Genomic DNA, 16,790 nt, shown 5'->3' with positions numbered 1-16,790 from the left:
ACGATTAGCGATTAGAACACGCCTTGCAGCTGTGTAATATCTGCTGCAGTCCCATCTTGCGCTAGCGTGACGGTAATGGCATCGCACCGAACGGGCATGTTATATAGCTTGTTTGATTGGATATAAGCTTCAGCAACGAGCCTTACTTTGTATGCTTTGCGAGCGTCAATGGACTCCACTGCCATACCGAAAGCAGAGGATGATCCTAAAGTCCTAGTTCTTACTTCCACAATAACCAGCGTTCCGTTATGCTCCGCAGCGATATCCATTTCGCCTGCCTTGCAGCGCCAATTACGCGATAAGATTCGATAACCGGCAGTCGCCAGATAGGCGGCTGCCGCTTCTTCTCCTAGCCGCCCAGTCTCGATTCGGCTCCTCTTCGGTCTAATCATCCCATCCTCCTGCTTGCTTGTCTGATCGGTAGATAAAGCTTAGAATCTCTGCCACAAGCGCATATAGCTCTGGCGGGATCTCTTGATTAATATCCAGCTTGGAGAGTACTTCAACAAGCGATGCATCCTCTTGAACCGGAACGCCGTTCTCTGAAGCCTTCTCAACAATTGCATTTGCGAGATAACCTTTCCCTTTTGCGACAACGACCGGTGCTGACCGTTCTCCAGGCTCATATTTTAAGGCGACGGCTCTGCGCACACGTTCCGCTGGTTGTTCCGTAGCTGTAGAGGATGACGGAGTCGATGATGATGGCTTGCGTGTCATATCTTAAGATCGACTCCTTTATACGGTATACCGCCATACGGCGGAAAGTCCGGCAGCGTCAGATCGCTGCCGCCCAAGAGATCCCCTACTGAATCGCCAGCAGATGCATCGCGCTTCGTTGGTCTTACATTAAACGTGAGTAGCTGATAACCAGCACTGTTCAACGCTTCTGCCACTGCTCCACGTTCATTGTCAGCAATTTGGCCCATAACGGGGTGATCATTCCACACATTCAAATTGACGATTTTGTCCACGACATGTACATCAACAACCGTGTCTCCGAGCACTTTCAAGTGCAAATCGAACAACAATCGGCAGTTCGCAGCATCCAGCTCGTTCTTTGCCCCTCTTCGCGTCTGTACATGGACGGATGCCGTCTGGCTGCCGTTCTCATCTTGAATGGGGATGAACAATGTCACATGAGTCAGAACCGACCCATTACGTTCCGGTGCAAGCATGAGCTGCTGCCCTGTAATTTGGTGAATGAGCTGCTGCGCTGTTTCTTTCAGCGGCGCTGGCGCATCATCCATTGTTGCTAATGAGAGCAATGCACTTTTCAACGTTTCAGAAACTGCGCTATCGGCTGACCGAATCCCATGCTGCAGCGTCGCCGGCGTTCCATCGTCCATCAACTGCTGTGATCCATGGATATCTTGGAGCAAGGCTGCTGGACGTCCTTGAACCGTCGTTGAAGCGTGCGCTTGCACCTGTCCGTTAACGGGTCGGTCGCTTGCTGGTTTGGCTGGTTCACCATCATCAACTGCTTCATTTTCATTCCTATCTGCTACAATGCTAGCCGAACTTGACTCCGCAGGACGAACGGTTGGAGGTTGCGTATCATGATCAGTAATGACAGTGCTCGCTGCAGCTGTTTGCTTCGTCTGGACAGCTGTGCCTTCTGTTTCCTGTGCAGACTGCGCTGCGTCAGCTGCAGCAGCCTTATTGTCGCTAACACTTGAGGCGAGCTGTCTTGCCGTTTCATGAAGAAGCTGCTGCTCATGATTAACGCCAAGCAGCTGCAATATTTTGCCGATCCAGGCACTCGACTCATTCCCACCGCCAACTGTTGCGGCTTGCGCTGTTGAAGATGGCGATACCGCTGCCCTTGCTGCCGTATTGTCTACCTGCCCTTGTGCTGCATTACCTTTATTCGTCATGGGCTCTACGACATCATCCGGCATCTCCATCGCCTCATACGCAGCTTTCTGCAAAGAAACGGGATTAAACGATTTCGCATTTGAGCCTAGCTGCTCAGGCTTCCAGCGCTGCACGTTACCTGCGGCTTCTTCTGAACTTGCATCTGACTGCTCGACGTTAGCTAGATTTGCTGTCGATTGTTTCATCTCTGACAAGATCGCCTTCAAACGTGCCGCAGTATCCGCCAGCCCGCCGCTTTGACTGCGAACAGCACCTTTGGAGCCTTGTTGTGCTGTCCCGGCTTCGCCTTCATCTGCACTAATAAAGTCAGCCAACTGTGTCTCCAGCTCAGCGAGAAGCTGATCCACAGGCTTACCGTACATCACCTGCCGCATGCCAGCAACAGTCTGCTCCGTAACAGGCATGCCCCGACGGAGTGCAACTGCAGCCGCTTTCATCCATTCCTCTGGGTCTGTCCCCTTCGGCATAGATTCAACCGCCTGCTTCAACGCTTGCACAACCTCACGTGTCAGCGGTATGCCATCCCGCTTCATATCCTTAACCAGATCCGTCGCCCACTTTGCCTCAGGCATACCCGATGCCTTCACAAGCTGACGAATCGAATCTTCGGATGCTTGATCTCCAGCCATCTCTACCGGCTTCAAAACAATCGTCTCTGCTGTCGATTCCGGCTGCACCTTCAACATAGCCGTCTGCCCTTGAGACAAAGGTGTCTCCAGCTTAGCTCGCACTTGTAAGCCATTGATTTGGACGATGGCGTCCTTCGTTTCGTTGTCGACTTGCATGACGACGCCGCGCACGACCTGTCCAGCCTTCAGCTCCACCTTGCGGCTATCGCCGCTCTTTACGTCGCCCAGCAAGCCTCTCATCATTTGTGTAATGTTCAAGGTGTCTCAATTCCCCTCAATCTTCACGAATCTATATAAACGATATATCGGCATTCGGTGAGCGAGACTACACCATTACGAATAAAAAAATCGCCCCGGTCGACAGTGCTTCTCATAAGAAGCATGCCTTCGAGGCGAGTTCATTTCGATATTTGCTGCATTAGAACAGCACTTGCTGCTCCATCTCCGCCAAAATGTTACCAAGAAACGATTGTCGATGCATAGGGGTTGGACCAAGCGACAATATACTTTCCCGATGAAGCTTCGTCGCATACCCTTTATGTATGGCGATCCCATAGCCGGGATAGAGCATCTCCCATTCCGTCTTGCACAGTCGGTCACGCGTCACCTTCGCAAGGATAGACGCTGCAGCAATCGACTGGCTCGTCGCATCCCCTTTAATGATCGCCTGCTGCGGAATATCCAGATCGATTTTCTCCGCATCTATGAGCAAATGCTCTGGATCAGCGCCCAGCGTCTCTACCGCACGTTTCATTGCTAGTCTAGAAGCTTGCTTAATATTAATACGATCAATCTCAACCGAATCAATACGAGCGACCGACCAGTATAATGCATGCTCTAGGATGACACCATACAGCTCCTCGCGTTTCTTCTCGGATAGTTTCTTGGAATCGTTGATTCCATCTAGAATCAATCCCGGAGGAAGCACGACCGCTGCTGCGACAACGTCTCCGAACAGGCAGCCCCGCCCTACCTCATCAATTCCCGCAATAAGTGTACAGCCTTGCTCCCATAATTGCTTTTCATAATCCAGCATTCCCGCATCTCCCATGACGGTTATTTCTGGCCTTGCCTTAATACGTTGATGCCGATTCAAGAGTCAAACGGCCAAGCTTACCAGCACGCATCTCGCGCAAAATAATACCCGACGTCTTCTCAAGATCAACACGCCCGCCACTAATGAGACACCCGCGTTTGCGGCCAATCGCTTCCATAATACGAACGATCTCATCGGCTTGTTCTGTATCTTCTGGACGCTCCTCCTCGATACCGTAACGCTCAACAAGCGTATCCCAGTATCGATTAATAAGCTCGCGTGTTGCGTAGAAAGCAATATCTTCAATATCGAGAATTTGCTCTTTAATCGCACCTGTCATCGCGAGTCGATAGCCAACGATCGGATCGTCGAACTTCGGCCATAAAATACCTGGTGTATCCAGCAGCTCCATCTCTTTGCCGACCTTAATCCACTGCTGTCCCTTGGTAACGCCTGGACGGTCACCTGTAATTGCAATGTTACGACCTGCAAGACGGTTAATCAGCGTTGATTTCCCTACGTTGGGGATACCGACGATTAGCGCACGTACCGCGCGTGGATTTATCCCTTTCGCCAACTGACGGTCAATTTTCTCCTGCATCAGCTGTCTTGCCAGATCAGGAATCTCGCCAACGCGTGTACCCGTAGACGCATCAACCGCGATACATTCATGCCCCTCATATTTAAAACGCTCTATCCACGCTTCCGTCTCTCGTGGATCTGCAAGATCACTCTTACCAAGCACGATCAGTCGAGGTTTATTCAGCAAAATATCATCAATCATTGGGTTTCGGCTCGACAGCGGAATTCTCGCATCCAGCAGTTCAACAGCCAGATCAATTAGCTTCAGCTTATCTTGAATTTGTCGCCGGGCTCTTGTCATATGCCCCGGGAACCATTGAATCGTCATTTACGTCACCTCAGTAGCCAACATGCCTCGCGGACCTCTGCATTCGCAGCATCCACGAGGCATGTCATTTTTCTCAATGATTTGTAACAATCTTCGCCTTATTGAGCGGCCAGAAGATTACGTCGCTTCGGCCGATCACCTCATCGAGTGAGACGAAGCCAATCATGCGGCTGTCCTTACTCTCCGGGCGATTGTCTCCGAGGACAAAGATATGACCTTCCGGTACAACGGACTCCGTAAAGCTGTCATTCGGGAAGTTCTGAGAGAACTGACTATTATTATAGTCATGGCCTTCCGCGTGAGCTTGGTCAATTGCTTCCTGTATGTACGTCTCGTTCACTTTCTCGCCATTCACATACAAGTCGTCGCCCTCGTAACGAATCGTGTCGCCTTCAACACCGATAACACGCTTAATGAAATTGCGACCTTCCTCCGGAACGTGGAATACGATGACCTCACCACGCTTAGGCTCGCGGATTTTGTACAAAATTTTATTGACGATGACGCGTTCACCTGTCTGAAAATTCGGCTGCATCGACGGTCCATCGACAATGAAGGGCATAAACAGCAACCAGCGAATGATGAGCACGAGTATGACCGCGATCGCAATCGCTTTAACCCATTCAAAAATCTCTTTGCCGAACTTGCTTCCAGCAGCTGCTGTTGCCTGACCAGCTTGTACACCGGCATCTTCAACATCATGCTTTGTTTCCGTTACTTCCGTTGAAGCTTGATGCTGCTCTTCTTCGCTTTCGAATCGATTGTTGTCCATATGCTCACCTTCTTCGCTCAATCTTATCAGCATGACATGCGTGCAGAAACTCCCGCAGCCGTTACTATAATTATACCCATAAAACGCGAAGAGGAGCTTGTATTGGCAAGCCCCTCTCGACTATCCGATTAACGGATTTCTTTAATTCTCGCTGCTTTACCGCGAAGTTCACGCAGGTAATAAAGTTTCGCACGGCGAACTTTACCACGACGAGCCACTTCGAGTTTATCGATCTTCGGCGAGTTCACTGGGAACGTTCTTTCCACGCCTACGCCGTAAGAAATCTTACGAACCGTGAACGTTTCGCTGATACCGCCACCACGACGCTTGATAACGACGCCTTCGAACAGCTGGATACGCTCGCGCGAACCCTCGATGACTTTAACGTATACCTTCAGCGTATCGCCTGGACGGAAGCTAGGGATGTCTTTGCGCAGTTGTTCTTGCGTAATCGCTTGTACAATGTTCATCTTGTATTCACTCCTTCCCCATAGACGTTCTTATAAACTCACCGACTCCGGAATGCAAGTCAGGTCATGGCTTATAGCGGACCGTCCGACTTTCACACAACATTTGAAATTTTAACACAGTATGCGATAAAACACAATAACATATCTATTATTATTTATCACCTTGTTCATTCTTATGGGCAGAAGGACGTTCCATCAGACGCTCTTCACGCTCTCGAAGGCCCTGCAGCCACGCGCGTTCCTTCGTGGACAAATCTGCCTGTTCCAGTAAATCAGGACGCCGCTTAAGCGTCCTTAGAAGCGATTGTTCACGCCGCCACGCCTCGATTCTGCCGTGATGGCCTGACAGGAGCACCTCTGGCACTTCCCAGTCTCGGAACACAGCGGGACGCGTGTAATGCGGGTATTCCAGCAGACCTGTGCTGAAAGAATCGGTGACAGCGGATGTTTCATTGCCCAGTACGCCTGGAAGCAAACGAGCAACACTATCGATAACGACCATAGCCGGAAGCTCTCCACCAGTTAACACGTAGTCGCCAATGGATAGTTCGTCGGTTACGAGATGCTCACGAATGCGTTCATCATAGCCCTCATAATGGCCGCAAACGAAAATGAGATGCTCCTCATTCGACAGCTGTTCTGCCTTTTGCTGCGTGAACGTCTCACCCTGCGGGCACATGAGAATAATGCGCGGGCGCGGACCGTCTGCTGGTACAAGGCTTTCAACCGCTGCGAACATCGGTTCAGGCTTAAGAACCATCCCTCCGCCGCCGCCATAAGGATAGTCGTCCACCGTGCTGTGCTTGTCCGTCGAGAACTGGCGGAAGTTGACCGCTTGCAGCGATACAATCCCTTTCTCCCTTGCCTTGCCCAAAATGCTGGAACTGAACACGCCATCGAACATTTCAGGAAAAAGTGTTAATACGTCGATCCGCACAGCGTTAAATCAGCCCTTCCAGCAGCTTTACTTTAATCGCTTTGGCTTCTACATCCACATTCAACAGCACTTCGTCAATGACAGGCAGCAGCACTTCACGGGATTTACCACGCTCATCCTTGCCTTTGACTACCCATACATCATTAGCGCCTGGCGACAGGATTTCTGTAACCTGACCAAGCTCTACGCCCTCGTCCGTTACGACGGTGCAACCAATAATCTGATGGTAGTAATACTCGTGCTCTGGGAGCTCAACGAGATCGTTCTCCGATACCTTGAACGTCCAGCCTTTGTACTTCTCAATATCATTAATATTGTCATAGCCCTTCAGCTTCACAATATACACGTTTTTCTGTAATCTAGCGCTCACGATTTCTACCTGGAAGCTTGGAGCACCCTTTTCTTCATCCACGAGCGTCAATACATTTCCTTTGGCAAAGCGTACCTCTGGAAAATCGGTCTGTGGCCATATTTTCACTTCACCACGGATACCATGCGTATTAACTAATTTACCGACTGTAAACCATTTGTCTGCCATATTCCATTCGTTCCTTTCCCGACTATAACGTTACCTTTATCAGCATATGAGAAACCTCAATCGAGGCCTTTCGAAGATGAGCAGCTCTTTAATTACGTTAGCGAACTTGCCTTCTTATTTATTAAAAAGTCGGCTATTCAGCACCAGAGGCGGGCTCGTGTTCAATAGTCGACTTTTTAAAGTCAAAATTATTGTTTCCAATCTAGTCGGAAACCAATAAATTGTTATGCAGTTATGTATTGAAAAAGGGTTAGGACATTCATCCTAACCCTTCACATGGCTTGTTCGATTATGAATCGATGTCGATCGTAATCCGGCGGCCGGATTTCACCGCAGCAGACGATACGACTGTGCGCAGCGCCTTTGCGATTTTGCCCTGCTTGCCGATTACTTTACCGACATCGGAAGGATGGACGGACAAGCCAAACACGAGATTACCTCGTGCGTCCTCCTTCTCACTGACGCGAACGTCATTCGGATTATCCACTAAAGCCTTCGCTATGACAAGAATTAATTCTTTCATCTTCAGGCCCTCCGCAATTCAACAGTTATTTCTGTTGCTTGAGCTCATGGAACTTCTTCATGACGCCTACTTGCGAAAGCAGGTTGCGAGCTGTGTCGGATGCTTGCGCACCGTTTTGCAGCCATTTCAGTGCTTTCTCTTCATCGATGTTCACTTGTGCCGGTTGTGCAACCGGGTTGTAAGTGCCGATCTCTTCGATGAAGCGGCCGTCACGTGGGGAACGGGAATCGGATACGACTACACGATAGAAAGGAGCTTTGTGAGCACCCATACGTTTCAGACGAATACGAACTGCCATTTTGTTTCACCTCCTTACAAGAATCAACTGCCCTTGATCAAATGCGCGGGAATTTCATCCCTTTACCCATAAGACCTTTCAAGCCTTTCATGCCTTTGCCGCCTTTGCCCATCATGCCCGAGAATTGCTTCATCATCTTGCGCATCTCTTCGAACTGCTTGATGAGACGATTGACTTCCGCAATATTCGTGCCGCTGCCGGCAGCAATCCGTCTGCGACGGCTATAGTTCAACAGGTCTGGATTACGCTTCTCATCCGTTGTCATCGAGCGTACGATCGCTTCAACGCGGTTGATCTGCTTGTCATCGACCTTCATGTCCTTCATGCCTTTGACCTTGTTCATCCCTGGCAGCATGTCAAGCAGCTGATCCAACGGACCAAGCTTGCGGACCTGCTCCATCTGCTCGAGGAAATCCTCGAACGTGAACTCGGCATTGCGCATCTTCCGTTCCATCTCTGCTGCTTTATCAGCATCGATGCTCGATTGCGCTTTCTCGATCAGCGACAGCATGTCGCCCATGCCGAGAATACGGGATGCCATACGCTCCGGATGGAACGATTCAAGCGGCTCGATCTTCTCTCCCATCGAGACGAACTTGATCGGACATCCTGTAACAGCCTTGACAGACAACGCTGCACCACCGCGCGTATCGCCATCCATCTTCGTCAGTACAACGCCTGTCAGTTCAAGCTGCTCGTGGAAGCTCTTCGCCACGTTAACCGCTTCTTGACCCGTCATTGCATCGACAACGAGGAGCACTTCATCTGGCTGTACGACCTCATGGATTTGCTTAAGCTCTTCCATAAGCGCTTCGTCGATCTGCAGACGACCTGCCGTATCGACGATGACATAGTCGTGACTGTTCGCCTTAGCGAATTGAAGGCCTTGACGTGCGATCTCTACCGGCGACACATCGTTGCCGAGCGTAAATACCGGTGCTTTGATCTGCTCGCCCAACACTTGAAGCTGCTTAATTGCGGCTGGTCGATAAATATCACCCGCGATGAGCAGCGGCTTATGATTGCCCTTCATGAGCATCATCGCCAGCTTCGCTGTCGTCGTCGTCTTACCGGCACCTTGCAGACCCGCCATCAGAATGACAGTCGGCGGCTTGCTAGCCTTCGCGATCTTCGTTGCCGATCCGCCCATGAGCTCGATGAGCTCTTTATGAACGATGTCAACGACGACCATGCCCGGTGTAAAGCTCTTCTGAACTTCAACGCCAACAGCCTGCTCCTTCACCTTGGCGACAAAATCTTTGACGACCTTGAAGTTTACGTCCGCTTCCAGCAGAGCTAGTCGGACTTCGCGCATCGCTTCGTTAACGTCATCCTCCGAAAGCTTACCTTTGCCCCGCAATTTGCCGAACACATTCTGAAGCCTGTTCGTCAAGCTTTCAAACGCCATGATGATTCACCTGCCTTCACTATTTGTTTCTCGCTTGCTCCGCTTGCCGAAGTGATTCTGCAATCTGCATCAGCTTACTTGTATGTGTTCCGTCCTGCGGCATCGTCGCGATCTGTGTCTCAAGCTCATCCATGGCATTTCGCAATGCCGAATGACGGCTTAGAAGACCAAGCTTCGCTTCGTAATTCTCAAGAACGGTTTCTGCTCGCTTTATATGTTCGTAAACCGCTTGACGGCTAATGCCAACTTCCGCCGCAATCTCGCCAAGCGTAAAATCTTCGATGAAATACTGCATCAGAAACGTTCGTTGCTTATCCGTCAGCAGCGGCTCATAGAAATCAAACAGCATGTTCATGCGATTCGTCTTCTCGAGCGCATCCGTGTGGGCGCTGGTCACGAGTACGTCCCCTTCCGTCAAGTAAAATTACTTGACACTCACTTAACTTCTCCTATCATACAGGGCGAATGTAAGGGTGTCAAGCTTTTATACTTGTCAGCAAGGTGAAATGACTGTCAACGAGCGAAATATACGTTCATGAACGTTACTGTTGTTGTTCATCCTCACTTGCTGGCTCATCTTTGCCTTGAATAAGTCCAGCAAACAGCGCATGAACGAATTGCTCGGAATCGAACACCTGAAGGTCATTCATTTTCTCGCCAAGACCAACAAGCTTCACTGGCAGGTTCAGTTCATTGCGGATAGCAATGATGATACCGCCCTTTGCCGTTCCGTCCAGCTTCGTAAGAACAAGGCCGGTTACGCCGCTCTTCTCGCCGAACAGCTTCGCTTGACTGAGTGCATTTTGGCCCGTCGTTGCATCCAGCACGAGCAGTACTTCATGCGGCGCGCTTGGCACTTCACGCTGGATGACCCGGAAAATTTTATTCAACTCATCCATCAGATTCGACTTGTTCTGCAGTCGTCCCGCCGTATCGCAAAGCAGGACATCAACGCCGCGCTGTTTAGCCGCTTGCACCGCATCGTACATGACGGCTGCTGGGTCTGAACCCGCACTTTGCTTGATGACATCAACGCCTACACGCTGACCCCACACTTCAAGCTGCTCGATCGCGCCTGCACGGAACGTGTCGCCCGCTGCCATGAGAACGCTCTTGCCCTCGGATTTAAACTTGTGGGCAAGCTTGCCGATCGTCGTCGTTTTGCCGACACCGTTAACACCAACGAACAGAATAACGGTCAAGCCGCTCTCTGCCATTCGCAGCTCCGGATCGTCTTTGCCCTTCAAGATTTCAACCAGCTTCTCGGACAGAATCGGCTGCAGCTCGGAAGCTTCTTCGATCTTGCGGGCTTTCACTTCTGCACGCAGGCTGTCGATCAGTCCAACGACTGTGTTAACACCCACGTCAGCACTAATGAGAATTTCTTCGAGCTCCTCGAAAAACTCTTCATCGATTTTCTTGCGGCGCGTAATCAGCTCTTCAACACGCTCGACGATGGCCTTGCTCGTCTTAACTAGACCTTCTTTAAAAATATTAGTGACCGCTTCAGTCTTCGAAGCAATCGATTCTTTCAACCGTTTAAAGAAACTCATATTATGCCGTTCCTTTCCTATTCACATATCGGTAATGGTTAAGCTGTCTCCGATCCGTCTTCCATGAACGACTCGTCTTCAAGCCGTACAGATACGAGCTTCGATACGCCGCCTTCTTCCATTGTAACCCCGTAGAGAACGTCTGCTTCTTCCATCGTACCTTTACGGTGCGTCACAACGATAAACTGCGTCAAGTCCGAGAACTCTCGTAGATATTGTGCAAAACGAGATACGTTCGCTTCATCAAGCGCTGCTTCAACCTCGTCAAGTACGCAGAACGGAACCGGCTTCACTTGCAAAATAGCAAACAGCAGCGCAATAGCGGTCAACGCGCGTTCACCACCGGACAGCAGCTGCAGATTTTGCAGCTTCTTCCCTGGCGGCTGTGCCACGATATCGATACCGGTATCGAGCACACGGTCTGGTTCGGCAAGAATCAGGTCAGCGCGACCACCGCCGAACAGCTTGGCGAATACGACAACGAAGTGTCCACGAATCGCTTCGAACGTCGTGCGGAACCGCTTCGCCATCTCGTCATCCATCTCTTTGATGACCTGGTACAGCGTCGTCTTCGCGTCGATCAAGTCAATTCGTTGTGCGTCAAGGAACTCATACCGCTCTTTCACCCGCAGATACTCGTCAATTGCACCGAGGTTTACTTCACCCAACGAAGAAATCTGACGTTTCAGATCGCGGACCGCATTCTGCGTAGCGGTGATGTCCTCTGGAAGAGGGTAGCGTTCCTTCGCCAGCTCATAGCTAAGCTCATATTCCTCGCTCAGCTTACGCAGCAGGTTGTCGAGCTCCACGTCGAGGCGATTAACCGCAATTTCCGTCTGACGCATCTTGTCCTCAGTTTCCCTCAGCAATGCGCGCTGTTCTTTCGTCTCGCTTTCGCCATCCTCGAGTCCTTTGATCATATCAGCACGCTGTGCGCGCATCAAATCCGTACGTTCGGCACAATTGTCCTTCTTCAGCTTAAGCGAGTTGAGCTGCTCAATTTGGCCGACCGACTCCACGCCATGGCGCTCATCATCTTCCTTCAATTGCTGCTGCACGCCTCTTAGCGTCGTCAATTCCTGCTTCGCACGGTTCACATCGGAGCGGATTCTTGCCGCATGGTCCTCGAACGAGAATTTCTCCTGCTCCGTCTTCGCAACCGCAATCTTCAGGTCAGTCAGCTGTCCTTGCAGCTCCTCACGAGCTGTCTCGGAAGCTTTACGACGCGTTTCAGCTGCTTGGATATCAACCTGCAGCTTCGCTTCTCGTGTTGACAGCTCTTCGAGCCGCACACGAGCAGCTTCGGCAGTTGCCACAAGATCACGTTGTTCTTCTGCTTGTCCAGAACGGTCTGCGCTGTACAATTGAAGCTGCTCCGTCAACTGCTGCAGCTGCTTATCAAGCTGCAGCAATTCTGCCTTCAGCTGCTGCTCTTCGATACGAAGCTGCTCGCCGCGCTCGCGAAGCTCCTCGATGTTCTGGCTGCGGATCGATTGCTCTTTGCGAAGATCTTGCATTTTCTGCCGGAGTTTATCAGACTGCGCCCTGCATTCTGCAATCTCATCGTCCATCTGCTCAATCTGGCGCTGACGACCAAGAAGGCTAGCGCCTTTCTTCTGAAGGCTGCCGCCTGTCATCGAACCACCGGCATTGACGACGTCACCTTCAAGCGTTACAACACGGTAACGGTATTGGCACTGCGACGCGATCTTATTCGCCTGTTCGAGATTCTCCGCAATAATGACATTGCCGAGCAAGCTCGAGACGATGCTCTCATACTGGCGGTCGCTCGTTACGAGATCAGCCGCAATACCCACGAAACCGCTAATCGCGGAAACGTTACGGCGATCGGACTCCGGTACATGCCGGCCGCGAATAACATCGAGCGGAAGGAATGTAGCGCGACCGAGCTGCCGGGACTTCAGGAAGCTGATTGCTGCACGCGCTGTGCTTTCATTCTCCATAACGACATGCTGCAGGGCACCGCCGAGAACCGTCTCGATCGCTGTCTCATACTTCTCTGGTACACGGACGAGCTCGGCTACGGCACCGTGAACGCCATTCAAGCCGCCCTGCTGTTTGCGCGATGCCTTCAGCACTTCACGAACGCCATGCATAAAGCCATCCAGCGCATCCTGCATTTCTTTCATCGTATCCCGGCGGGATACGAGCGCGTCGAGACGCTGCTCCCACTTGCGTACCGTCTGCTGCGTTTCCTCATACACTTGATACAGCGTCTGAGATTGCTCGCTCTCATCGGTGTATTTCTGCTTCGCTTCCTGCAGCGATTCCAGGGTTGACTTCAAACGTGCCGACAGCTCGTGACGGCTTGCCGTAAGCTCTTCCTGCTGCTGCTTCCACTTCGCTTCCTCATCACCAATGCGTTCGATTCGACGCTGGACATTGTCCTTCTGCTGCTCTGTGTATCGAATCTCATTGCGCGCTTGCGCCATAGCGCTCAGCACGTCGAGAAGCTCCGTCTTAAGCGATTCTTCTGCTTCTGTGCCCGCTTCTCCAACCGTACCAGCTAATTGAGATTCTTCTTCTTGAAGCTGCGTGCGCAAACGTACAATCTCTTCTTCTAGAGATGCCGACTTCGCACGGAAATCAGCCTCTTCCTTCATTAAGGTAGCGATGCGCTCATCAAGAGCCGACATCGACTCTTCCAACTGGCGCTTGTTCTGCTCCAGATTGCGTTTACGTTCCTTCAGTACTTCGCCGTAGCCTTCGCATTTCTCATAGTCTTCACTAAGCTGAAGCATCAGCTCATGAAGCTGATCAAGCTCCAACTCGACTTCACGGAGGCGCAGCCGATCTTTCTCGAGCAACGCGTCATGCTTACTCACAACGGAAGCATACGAAAGCCGCTCGCGTTCGAGTTCGGCGAGCTTAGCAGTCGATGCATTCCACGAAGCATGCACCGTCTCAATCTGATGAACGTACATCGATATTTCCTGCGTTTGCAGCTGTTCACGGAGTGACTTGAACTTGATTGCCTTCTCCGACTGCTTACGCAGCGGCTCAACCTGATCCTCCAGCTCCGATACTAAGTCATGAATACGCAGCAGATTCTGTTCCGTATCATCAAGCTTCTTTTGTGCTTCACGCTTACGTGATTTAAACTTTACAATGCCGGAAGCTTCCTCGAAAATACCGCGGCGATCTTCCGAGCGTGTACTTAAAATTTCCTCAATCCGACCTTGTCCGATAATCGAGTAGGCTTCTTTGCCGATACCGGTATCCATGAACAGTTCGGTAATATCCTTCAGCCGGCATGGCTGTTTATTGATCATATATTCACTTTCGCCGCTTCGATGCACGCGTCTTGTGACCGTCACTTCATCATATTCGAGCGGCAGTGCGTTGTCGCCATTATCCAGCGTCAGCGATACCTCACCGAAATTGACCGCCTTACGTGCGTCCGATCCAGCGAAAATAATATCTTCCATCTTGCCGCCGCGTAAGCTCTTGGCGCTTTGTTCGCCAAGCACCCAGCGAATGCCGTCCGAAATGTTGCTCTTGCCGCTGCCGTTAGGGCCGACGACGGCTGTAATGCCGCGCACAAAATCCAGCTCTGTTTTATCGGCAAACGACTTAAAACCTGATAGTTCGATCCGTTTCAGGAACATGTTCTCGGATTCACCTCATCGACTATTGTACCATAATGCAGTGGAAAGGTCAGGACTGAGCTGTGATACGCCTTGCTGAGGTTGTTCAAAAAATCCGCTTTTGATCAAGAAGCTTCATCAAGAAGTGCATTCGACATCAGGTGCTGAAAACCGAACTTTTTGAACACGTATTTAAGGTGATAAACACAACAAAGCGCTGCGACAGCTTCAATTATTCCGCTGCGCAGCGCCTTTCCTTCATTTACTATTGCTGCTCAAGCTGCGTGCAGGCCGCTTCTGCGGAACGCTGCTCAGCTTCTTTCTTCGTCCGTCCAACACCTACACCGTACGTCTGCTCGCCGATTCGTACCTCGACGACAAACTCCCGATCATGCGCCGGTCCTCGTTCTTCTGCGATACGATATTCAACAGGTCCAAGTGCGCCATGCTGCGCCTTCTCCTGCAGCTTCGACTTGAAGTCCTTCACGAGCAGCGAACCGTTCTCTTCGATATGCGGGAATACCTGCTCCGAGAGAAACGTCCGTACCCGTTCGAACCCTTGGTCCAAATAAATCGCACCGATGAAGGACTCGAACAAATCCGCCAGAAGCGCAGGCCGATGACGGCCGCCCAACTGCTCTTCACCACGTCCCAGCATGACACAAGCACCAAGTCCAAGCAGTTCCGCGAACCGTGCAAGCGATGGCTCGCATACAATCGATGCACGCATCCGAGTGAGCTCGCCTTCTGGGCGATTCGGATACGTCAGGAACAAATGCTCTGAGACGAGCAGCTGAAGGACAGCATCGCCGAGAAACTCCAGCCGCTCGTTATCTTCGATTGGTTTGCCTCGATGCTCATTCACATACGAGGTGTGAGTAAATGCTTGTTTCAACAACCGCGGCTGGCGAAAACGAATAAGAAGCCGGTTCTGCAGTTGATCTAGTGCATCATGCCTCATACGCTCTCATCACAATCGTCGCATTGTGACCACCGAAACCAAAGGAATTGGACAGTGCCGTGCGCACGTCCGCTTTACGCGGCGTATTCGGAACATAATCAAGATCGCATTCTGGATCTTGGTTGTCCAAGTTGATTGTTGGTGCAATAATACCGTTCTTAATCGTCAAGCCGAGAATAACAGCTTCCACGCCGCCGGCAGCGCCGAGCAGGTGACCCGTCATCGACTTCGTCGAGCTGATCGCAACTTTATAAGCATGGTCGCCGAACGCTTTCTTCACAGCAAGCGTCTCCGAACGGTCGCCGACTGGTGTCGACGTGCCATGCGCATTGATATAATCGATCTCTTCTGGCGCGAGTCCAGCATCCTTCAGTGCACGCGTCATACAGCGTGCTGCGCCGTCTGGATCTGGCTCTGTCATATGGTGAGCGTCGCCGCTCATGCCATAGCCAATCACTTCAGCATAGATGCGTGCACCGCGCTGTTGTGCATGCTCAAGTGACTCAAGTACGAGTACGCCAGAGCCTTCGCCCATGACGAAACCGTCGCGGTCGGTATCAAACGGCCGGCTTGCTTTCTCTGGTTCGTCGTTCCGTACGCTCATCGCGCGCATGGCGCAAAATCCAGCCATCCCCGTTGGTCTGATCGTCGCTTCAGCGCCGCCGCAAATCATTACTTCGGCATCGCCGCGTTGAATCATTTTGTACGAGTCGCCAATGGAGTGGGTTCCCGTTGCACATGCTGTTACAGCCGTGCTGTTTGGACCTTTCGCCCCTGTTGCCATCGACACTTGTCCGGACGCCATATTCGCGATCATCATCGGAATAAAGAATGGACTGACGCGCTTCGGACCTTTCTCCAGCAGGATGTTATGTTGATCTTCCCACGTACCTAGACCACCGATACCGGAACCAATCATAACACCAACACGCTCTGGATCCGCATTCTCGCCAATTGTCAGACCTGCATCCTCAACTGCTTTCTTCGATGCAGCAACTGCAAACTGGACGAAACGGTCCATCTTACGCGCTTCTTTCTTATCTGCATAAAGCTCTGGGTTGAAGCCTTTAATCTCCGCTGCGATACGCGTCGGATACTCGGATACATCGAACGCTTCGATAAGCGATACGCCCGACTTTCCTTCCATCAAATTACCCCAGAACTGCTCCAAATCGTTACCGAGTGAGGTCATGACCCCCATGCCTGTTACGACAACTCTCTGTTTCATTGTGTTCACCTCTACGGACAGCGATATTGATAGCAACGCTAGGC

Annotated in this window: 17 protein-coding genes; all 17 read right to left on the bottom strand. The window is 51.2% G+C overall.

Features of this window, described 5'->3' with window-relative positions; genetic code table 11:
- Positions 1 to 11 precede the first annotated feature (11 nt).
- Positions 12 to 392 (bottom strand): YraN family protein, encoded by a 381-nt coding sequence (locus DFQ01_RS06460; RefSeq protein WP_110043057.1) that lies wholly within the window; start codon positions 390 to 392, stop codon positions 12 to 14.
- Positions 385 to 717: an EscU/YscU/HrcU family type III secretion system export apparatus switch protein gene (locus tag DFQ01_RS06455; RefSeq protein ID WP_110043056.1), complete on the bottom strand. Its 333-nt coding sequence runs from the start codon at positions 715 to 717 to the stop codon at positions 385 to 387. Before DFQ01_RS06455 ends, DFQ01_RS06460 begins: the two co-directional genes overlap by 8 nt.
- Positions 714 to 2,762 carry a hypothetical protein gene (locus tag DFQ01_RS06450; RefSeq protein WP_110043055.1) on the bottom strand — a complete coding sequence of 683 codons (2,049 nt, stop codon included), beginning with the start codon at positions 2,760 to 2,762 and terminating at the stop codon, positions 714 to 716. Before DFQ01_RS06450 ends, DFQ01_RS06455 begins: the two co-directional genes overlap by 4 nt.
- Before the next feature lie 160 nt (positions 2,763 to 2,922).
- The gene (locus tag DFQ01_RS06445; RefSeq protein WP_110043054.1) at positions 2,923 to 3,540 is read right to left on the bottom strand and encodes a ribonuclease HII; all 618 of its coding nucleotides are present in this window, start codon (positions 3,538 to 3,540) and stop codon (positions 2,923 to 2,925) included.
- 37 nt (positions 3,541 to 3,577) lie between these two features.
- A complete protein-coding gene (ylqF, locus tag DFQ01_RS06440; RefSeq protein ID WP_110043053.1) occupies positions 3,578 to 4,450 on the bottom strand; it encodes a ribosome biogenesis GTPase YlqF in 873 nt (290 codons plus the stop codon).
- Positions 4,451 to 4,523: 73 nt separating this feature from the next.
- Complete coding sequence (gene lepB / locus DFQ01_RS06435) at positions 4,524 to 5,222, bottom strand: signal peptidase I (RefSeq protein ID WP_110043052.1); 699 nt, start codon at positions 5,220 to 5,222, stop codon at positions 4,524 to 4,526.
- Between the two features lie 128 nt (positions 5,223 to 5,350).
- Complete coding sequence (gene rplS, locus DFQ01_RS06430) at positions 5,351 to 5,692, bottom strand: 50S ribosomal protein L19 (RefSeq protein ID WP_110043051.1); 342 nt, start codon at positions 5,690 to 5,692, stop codon at positions 5,351 to 5,353.
- 151 nt (positions 5,693 to 5,843) lie between these two features.
- A complete protein-coding gene (trmD, locus tag DFQ01_RS06425) occupies positions 5,844 to 6,629 on the bottom strand; it encodes a tRNA (guanosine(37)-N1)-methyltransferase TrmD (protein WP_110043050.1) in 786 nt (261 codons plus the stop codon).
- 4 nt (positions 6,630 to 6,633) lie between these two features.
- Positions 6,634 to 7,167: a ribosome maturation factor RimM gene (gene rimM / locus DFQ01_RS06420; protein WP_110043049.1), complete on the bottom strand. Its 534-nt coding sequence runs from the start codon at positions 7,165 to 7,167 to the stop codon at positions 6,634 to 6,636.
- Between the two features lie 289 nt (positions 7,168 to 7,456).
- Positions 7,457 to 7,690 carry a KH domain-containing protein gene (locus DFQ01_RS06415; RefSeq protein WP_110043048.1) on the bottom strand — a complete coding sequence of 78 codons (234 nt, stop codon included), beginning with the start codon at positions 7,688 to 7,690 and terminating at the stop codon, positions 7,457 to 7,459.
- Positions 7,691 to 7,715: 25 nt separating this feature from the next.
- Positions 7,716 to 7,988 (bottom strand): 30S ribosomal protein S16, encoded by a 273-nt coding sequence (gene rpsP / locus DFQ01_RS06410; RefSeq protein ID WP_110043047.1) that lies wholly within the window; start codon positions 7,986 to 7,988, stop codon positions 7,716 to 7,718.
- 37 nt (positions 7,989 to 8,025) lie between these two features.
- Positions 8,026 to 9,396, bottom strand: a complete 1,371-nt coding sequence (gene ffh, locus DFQ01_RS06405) for a signal recognition particle protein (protein WP_110043046.1) — start codon at positions 9,394 to 9,396, stop codon at positions 8,026 to 8,028.
- A 19-nt stretch (positions 9,397 to 9,415) separates the two neighbouring features.
- Complete coding sequence (gene ylxM / locus DFQ01_RS06400) at positions 9,416 to 9,751, bottom strand: YlxM family DNA-binding protein (RefSeq protein ID WP_245946570.1); 336 nt, start codon at positions 9,749 to 9,751, stop codon at positions 9,416 to 9,418.
- A gap of 187 nt (positions 9,752 to 9,938) precedes the next feature.
- Positions 9,939 to 10,949 carry a signal recognition particle-docking protein FtsY gene (ftsY, locus tag DFQ01_RS06395; protein WP_110043045.1) on the bottom strand — a complete coding sequence of 337 codons (1,011 nt, stop codon included), beginning with the start codon at positions 10,947 to 10,949 and terminating at the stop codon, positions 9,939 to 9,941.
- Between the two features lie 38 nt (positions 10,950 to 10,987).
- Positions 10,988 to 14,578 (bottom strand): chromosome segregation protein SMC, encoded by a 3,591-nt coding sequence (gene smc, locus DFQ01_RS06390; RefSeq protein ID WP_110043044.1) that lies wholly within the window; start codon positions 14,576 to 14,578, stop codon positions 10,988 to 10,990.
- Positions 14,579 to 14,822: 244 nt separating this feature from the next.
- Complete coding sequence (gene rnc / locus DFQ01_RS06385; protein ID WP_110043043.1) at positions 14,823 to 15,518, bottom strand: ribonuclease III; 696 nt, start codon at positions 15,516 to 15,518, stop codon at positions 14,823 to 14,825.
- Positions 15,508 to 16,746 carry a beta-ketoacyl-ACP synthase II gene (gene fabF, locus DFQ01_RS06380; protein WP_110043042.1) on the bottom strand — a complete coding sequence of 413 codons (1,239 nt, stop codon included), beginning with the start codon at positions 16,744 to 16,746 and terminating at the stop codon, positions 15,508 to 15,510. Before fabF ends, rnc begins: the two co-directional genes overlap by 11 nt.
- Positions 16,747 to 16,790 lie beyond the last annotated feature (44 nt).

Source organism: Paenibacillus cellulosilyticus, assembly GCF_003182255.1.
In the GTDB taxonomy this organism is placed as follows: domain Bacteria; phylum Bacillota; class Bacilli; order Paenibacillales; family Paenibacillaceae; genus Paenibacillus_T; species Paenibacillus_T cellulosilyticus.
The sequence above is the reverse complement of the archived record's forward strand: the minus strand, read 5'-3'. Positions and strand labels throughout refer to the sequence as shown.

Bases quoted from the DNA above. Each gene is read 5' to 3' on its own strand.
- rplS (WP_110043051.1), bottom strand. From the start codon at position 5,692: ATGAACATTGTACAAGCGATTACGCAAGAACAACTGCGCAAAGACATC.
- DFQ01_RS06455 (WP_110043056.1), bottom strand. From the start codon at position 717: ATGACACGCAAGCCATCATCATCGACTCCGTCATCCTCTACAGCTACG.
- ftsY (WP_110043045.1), bottom strand. From the start codon at position 10,949: ATGAGTTTCTTTAAACGGTTGAAAGAATCGATTGCTTCGAAGACTGAA.
- DFQ01_RS06460 (WP_110043057.1), bottom strand. From the start codon at position 392: ATGATTAGACCGAAGAGGAGCCGAATCGAGACTGGGCGGCTAGGAGAA.
- ylqF (WP_110043053.1), bottom strand. From the start codon at position 4,450: ATGACGATTCAATGGTTCCCGGGGCATATGACAAGAGCCCGGCGACAA.
- fabF (WP_110043042.1), bottom strand. From the start codon at position 16,746: ATGAAACAGAGAGTTGTCGTAACAGGCATGGGGGTCATGACCTCACTC.
- ffh (WP_110043046.1), bottom strand. From the start codon at position 9,396: ATGGCGTTTGAAAGCTTGACGAACAGGCTTCAGAATGTGTTCGGCAAA.
- ylxM (WP_245946570.1), bottom strand. From the start codon at position 9,751: ATGAACATGCTGTTTGATTTCTATGAGCCGCTGCTGACGGATAAGCAA.
- rpsP (WP_110043047.1), bottom strand. From the start codon at position 7,988: ATGGCAGTTCGTATTCGTCTGAAACGTATGGGTGCTCACAAAGCTCCT.
- DFQ01_RS06415 (WP_110043048.1), bottom strand. From the start codon at position 7,690: ATGAAAGAATTAATTCTTGTCATAGCGAAGGCTTTAGTGGATAATCCG.
- DFQ01_RS06445 (WP_110043054.1), bottom strand. From the start codon at position 3,540: ATGCTGGATTATGAAAAGCAATTATGGGAGCAAGGCTGTACACTTATT.
- rimM (WP_110043049.1), bottom strand. From the start codon at position 7,167: ATGGCAGACAAATGGTTTACAGTCGGTAAATTAGTTAATACGCATGGT.
- lepB (WP_110043052.1), bottom strand. From the start codon at position 5,222: ATGGACAACAATCGATTCGAAAGCGAAGAAGAGCAGCATCAAGCTTCA.
- smc (WP_110043044.1), bottom strand. From the start codon at position 14,578: ATGTTCCTGAAACGGATCGAACTATCAGGTTTTAAGTCGTTTGCCGAT.
- rnc (WP_110043043.1), bottom strand. From the start codon at position 15,518: ATGAGGCATGATGCACTAGATCAACTGCAGAACCGGCTTCTTATTCGT.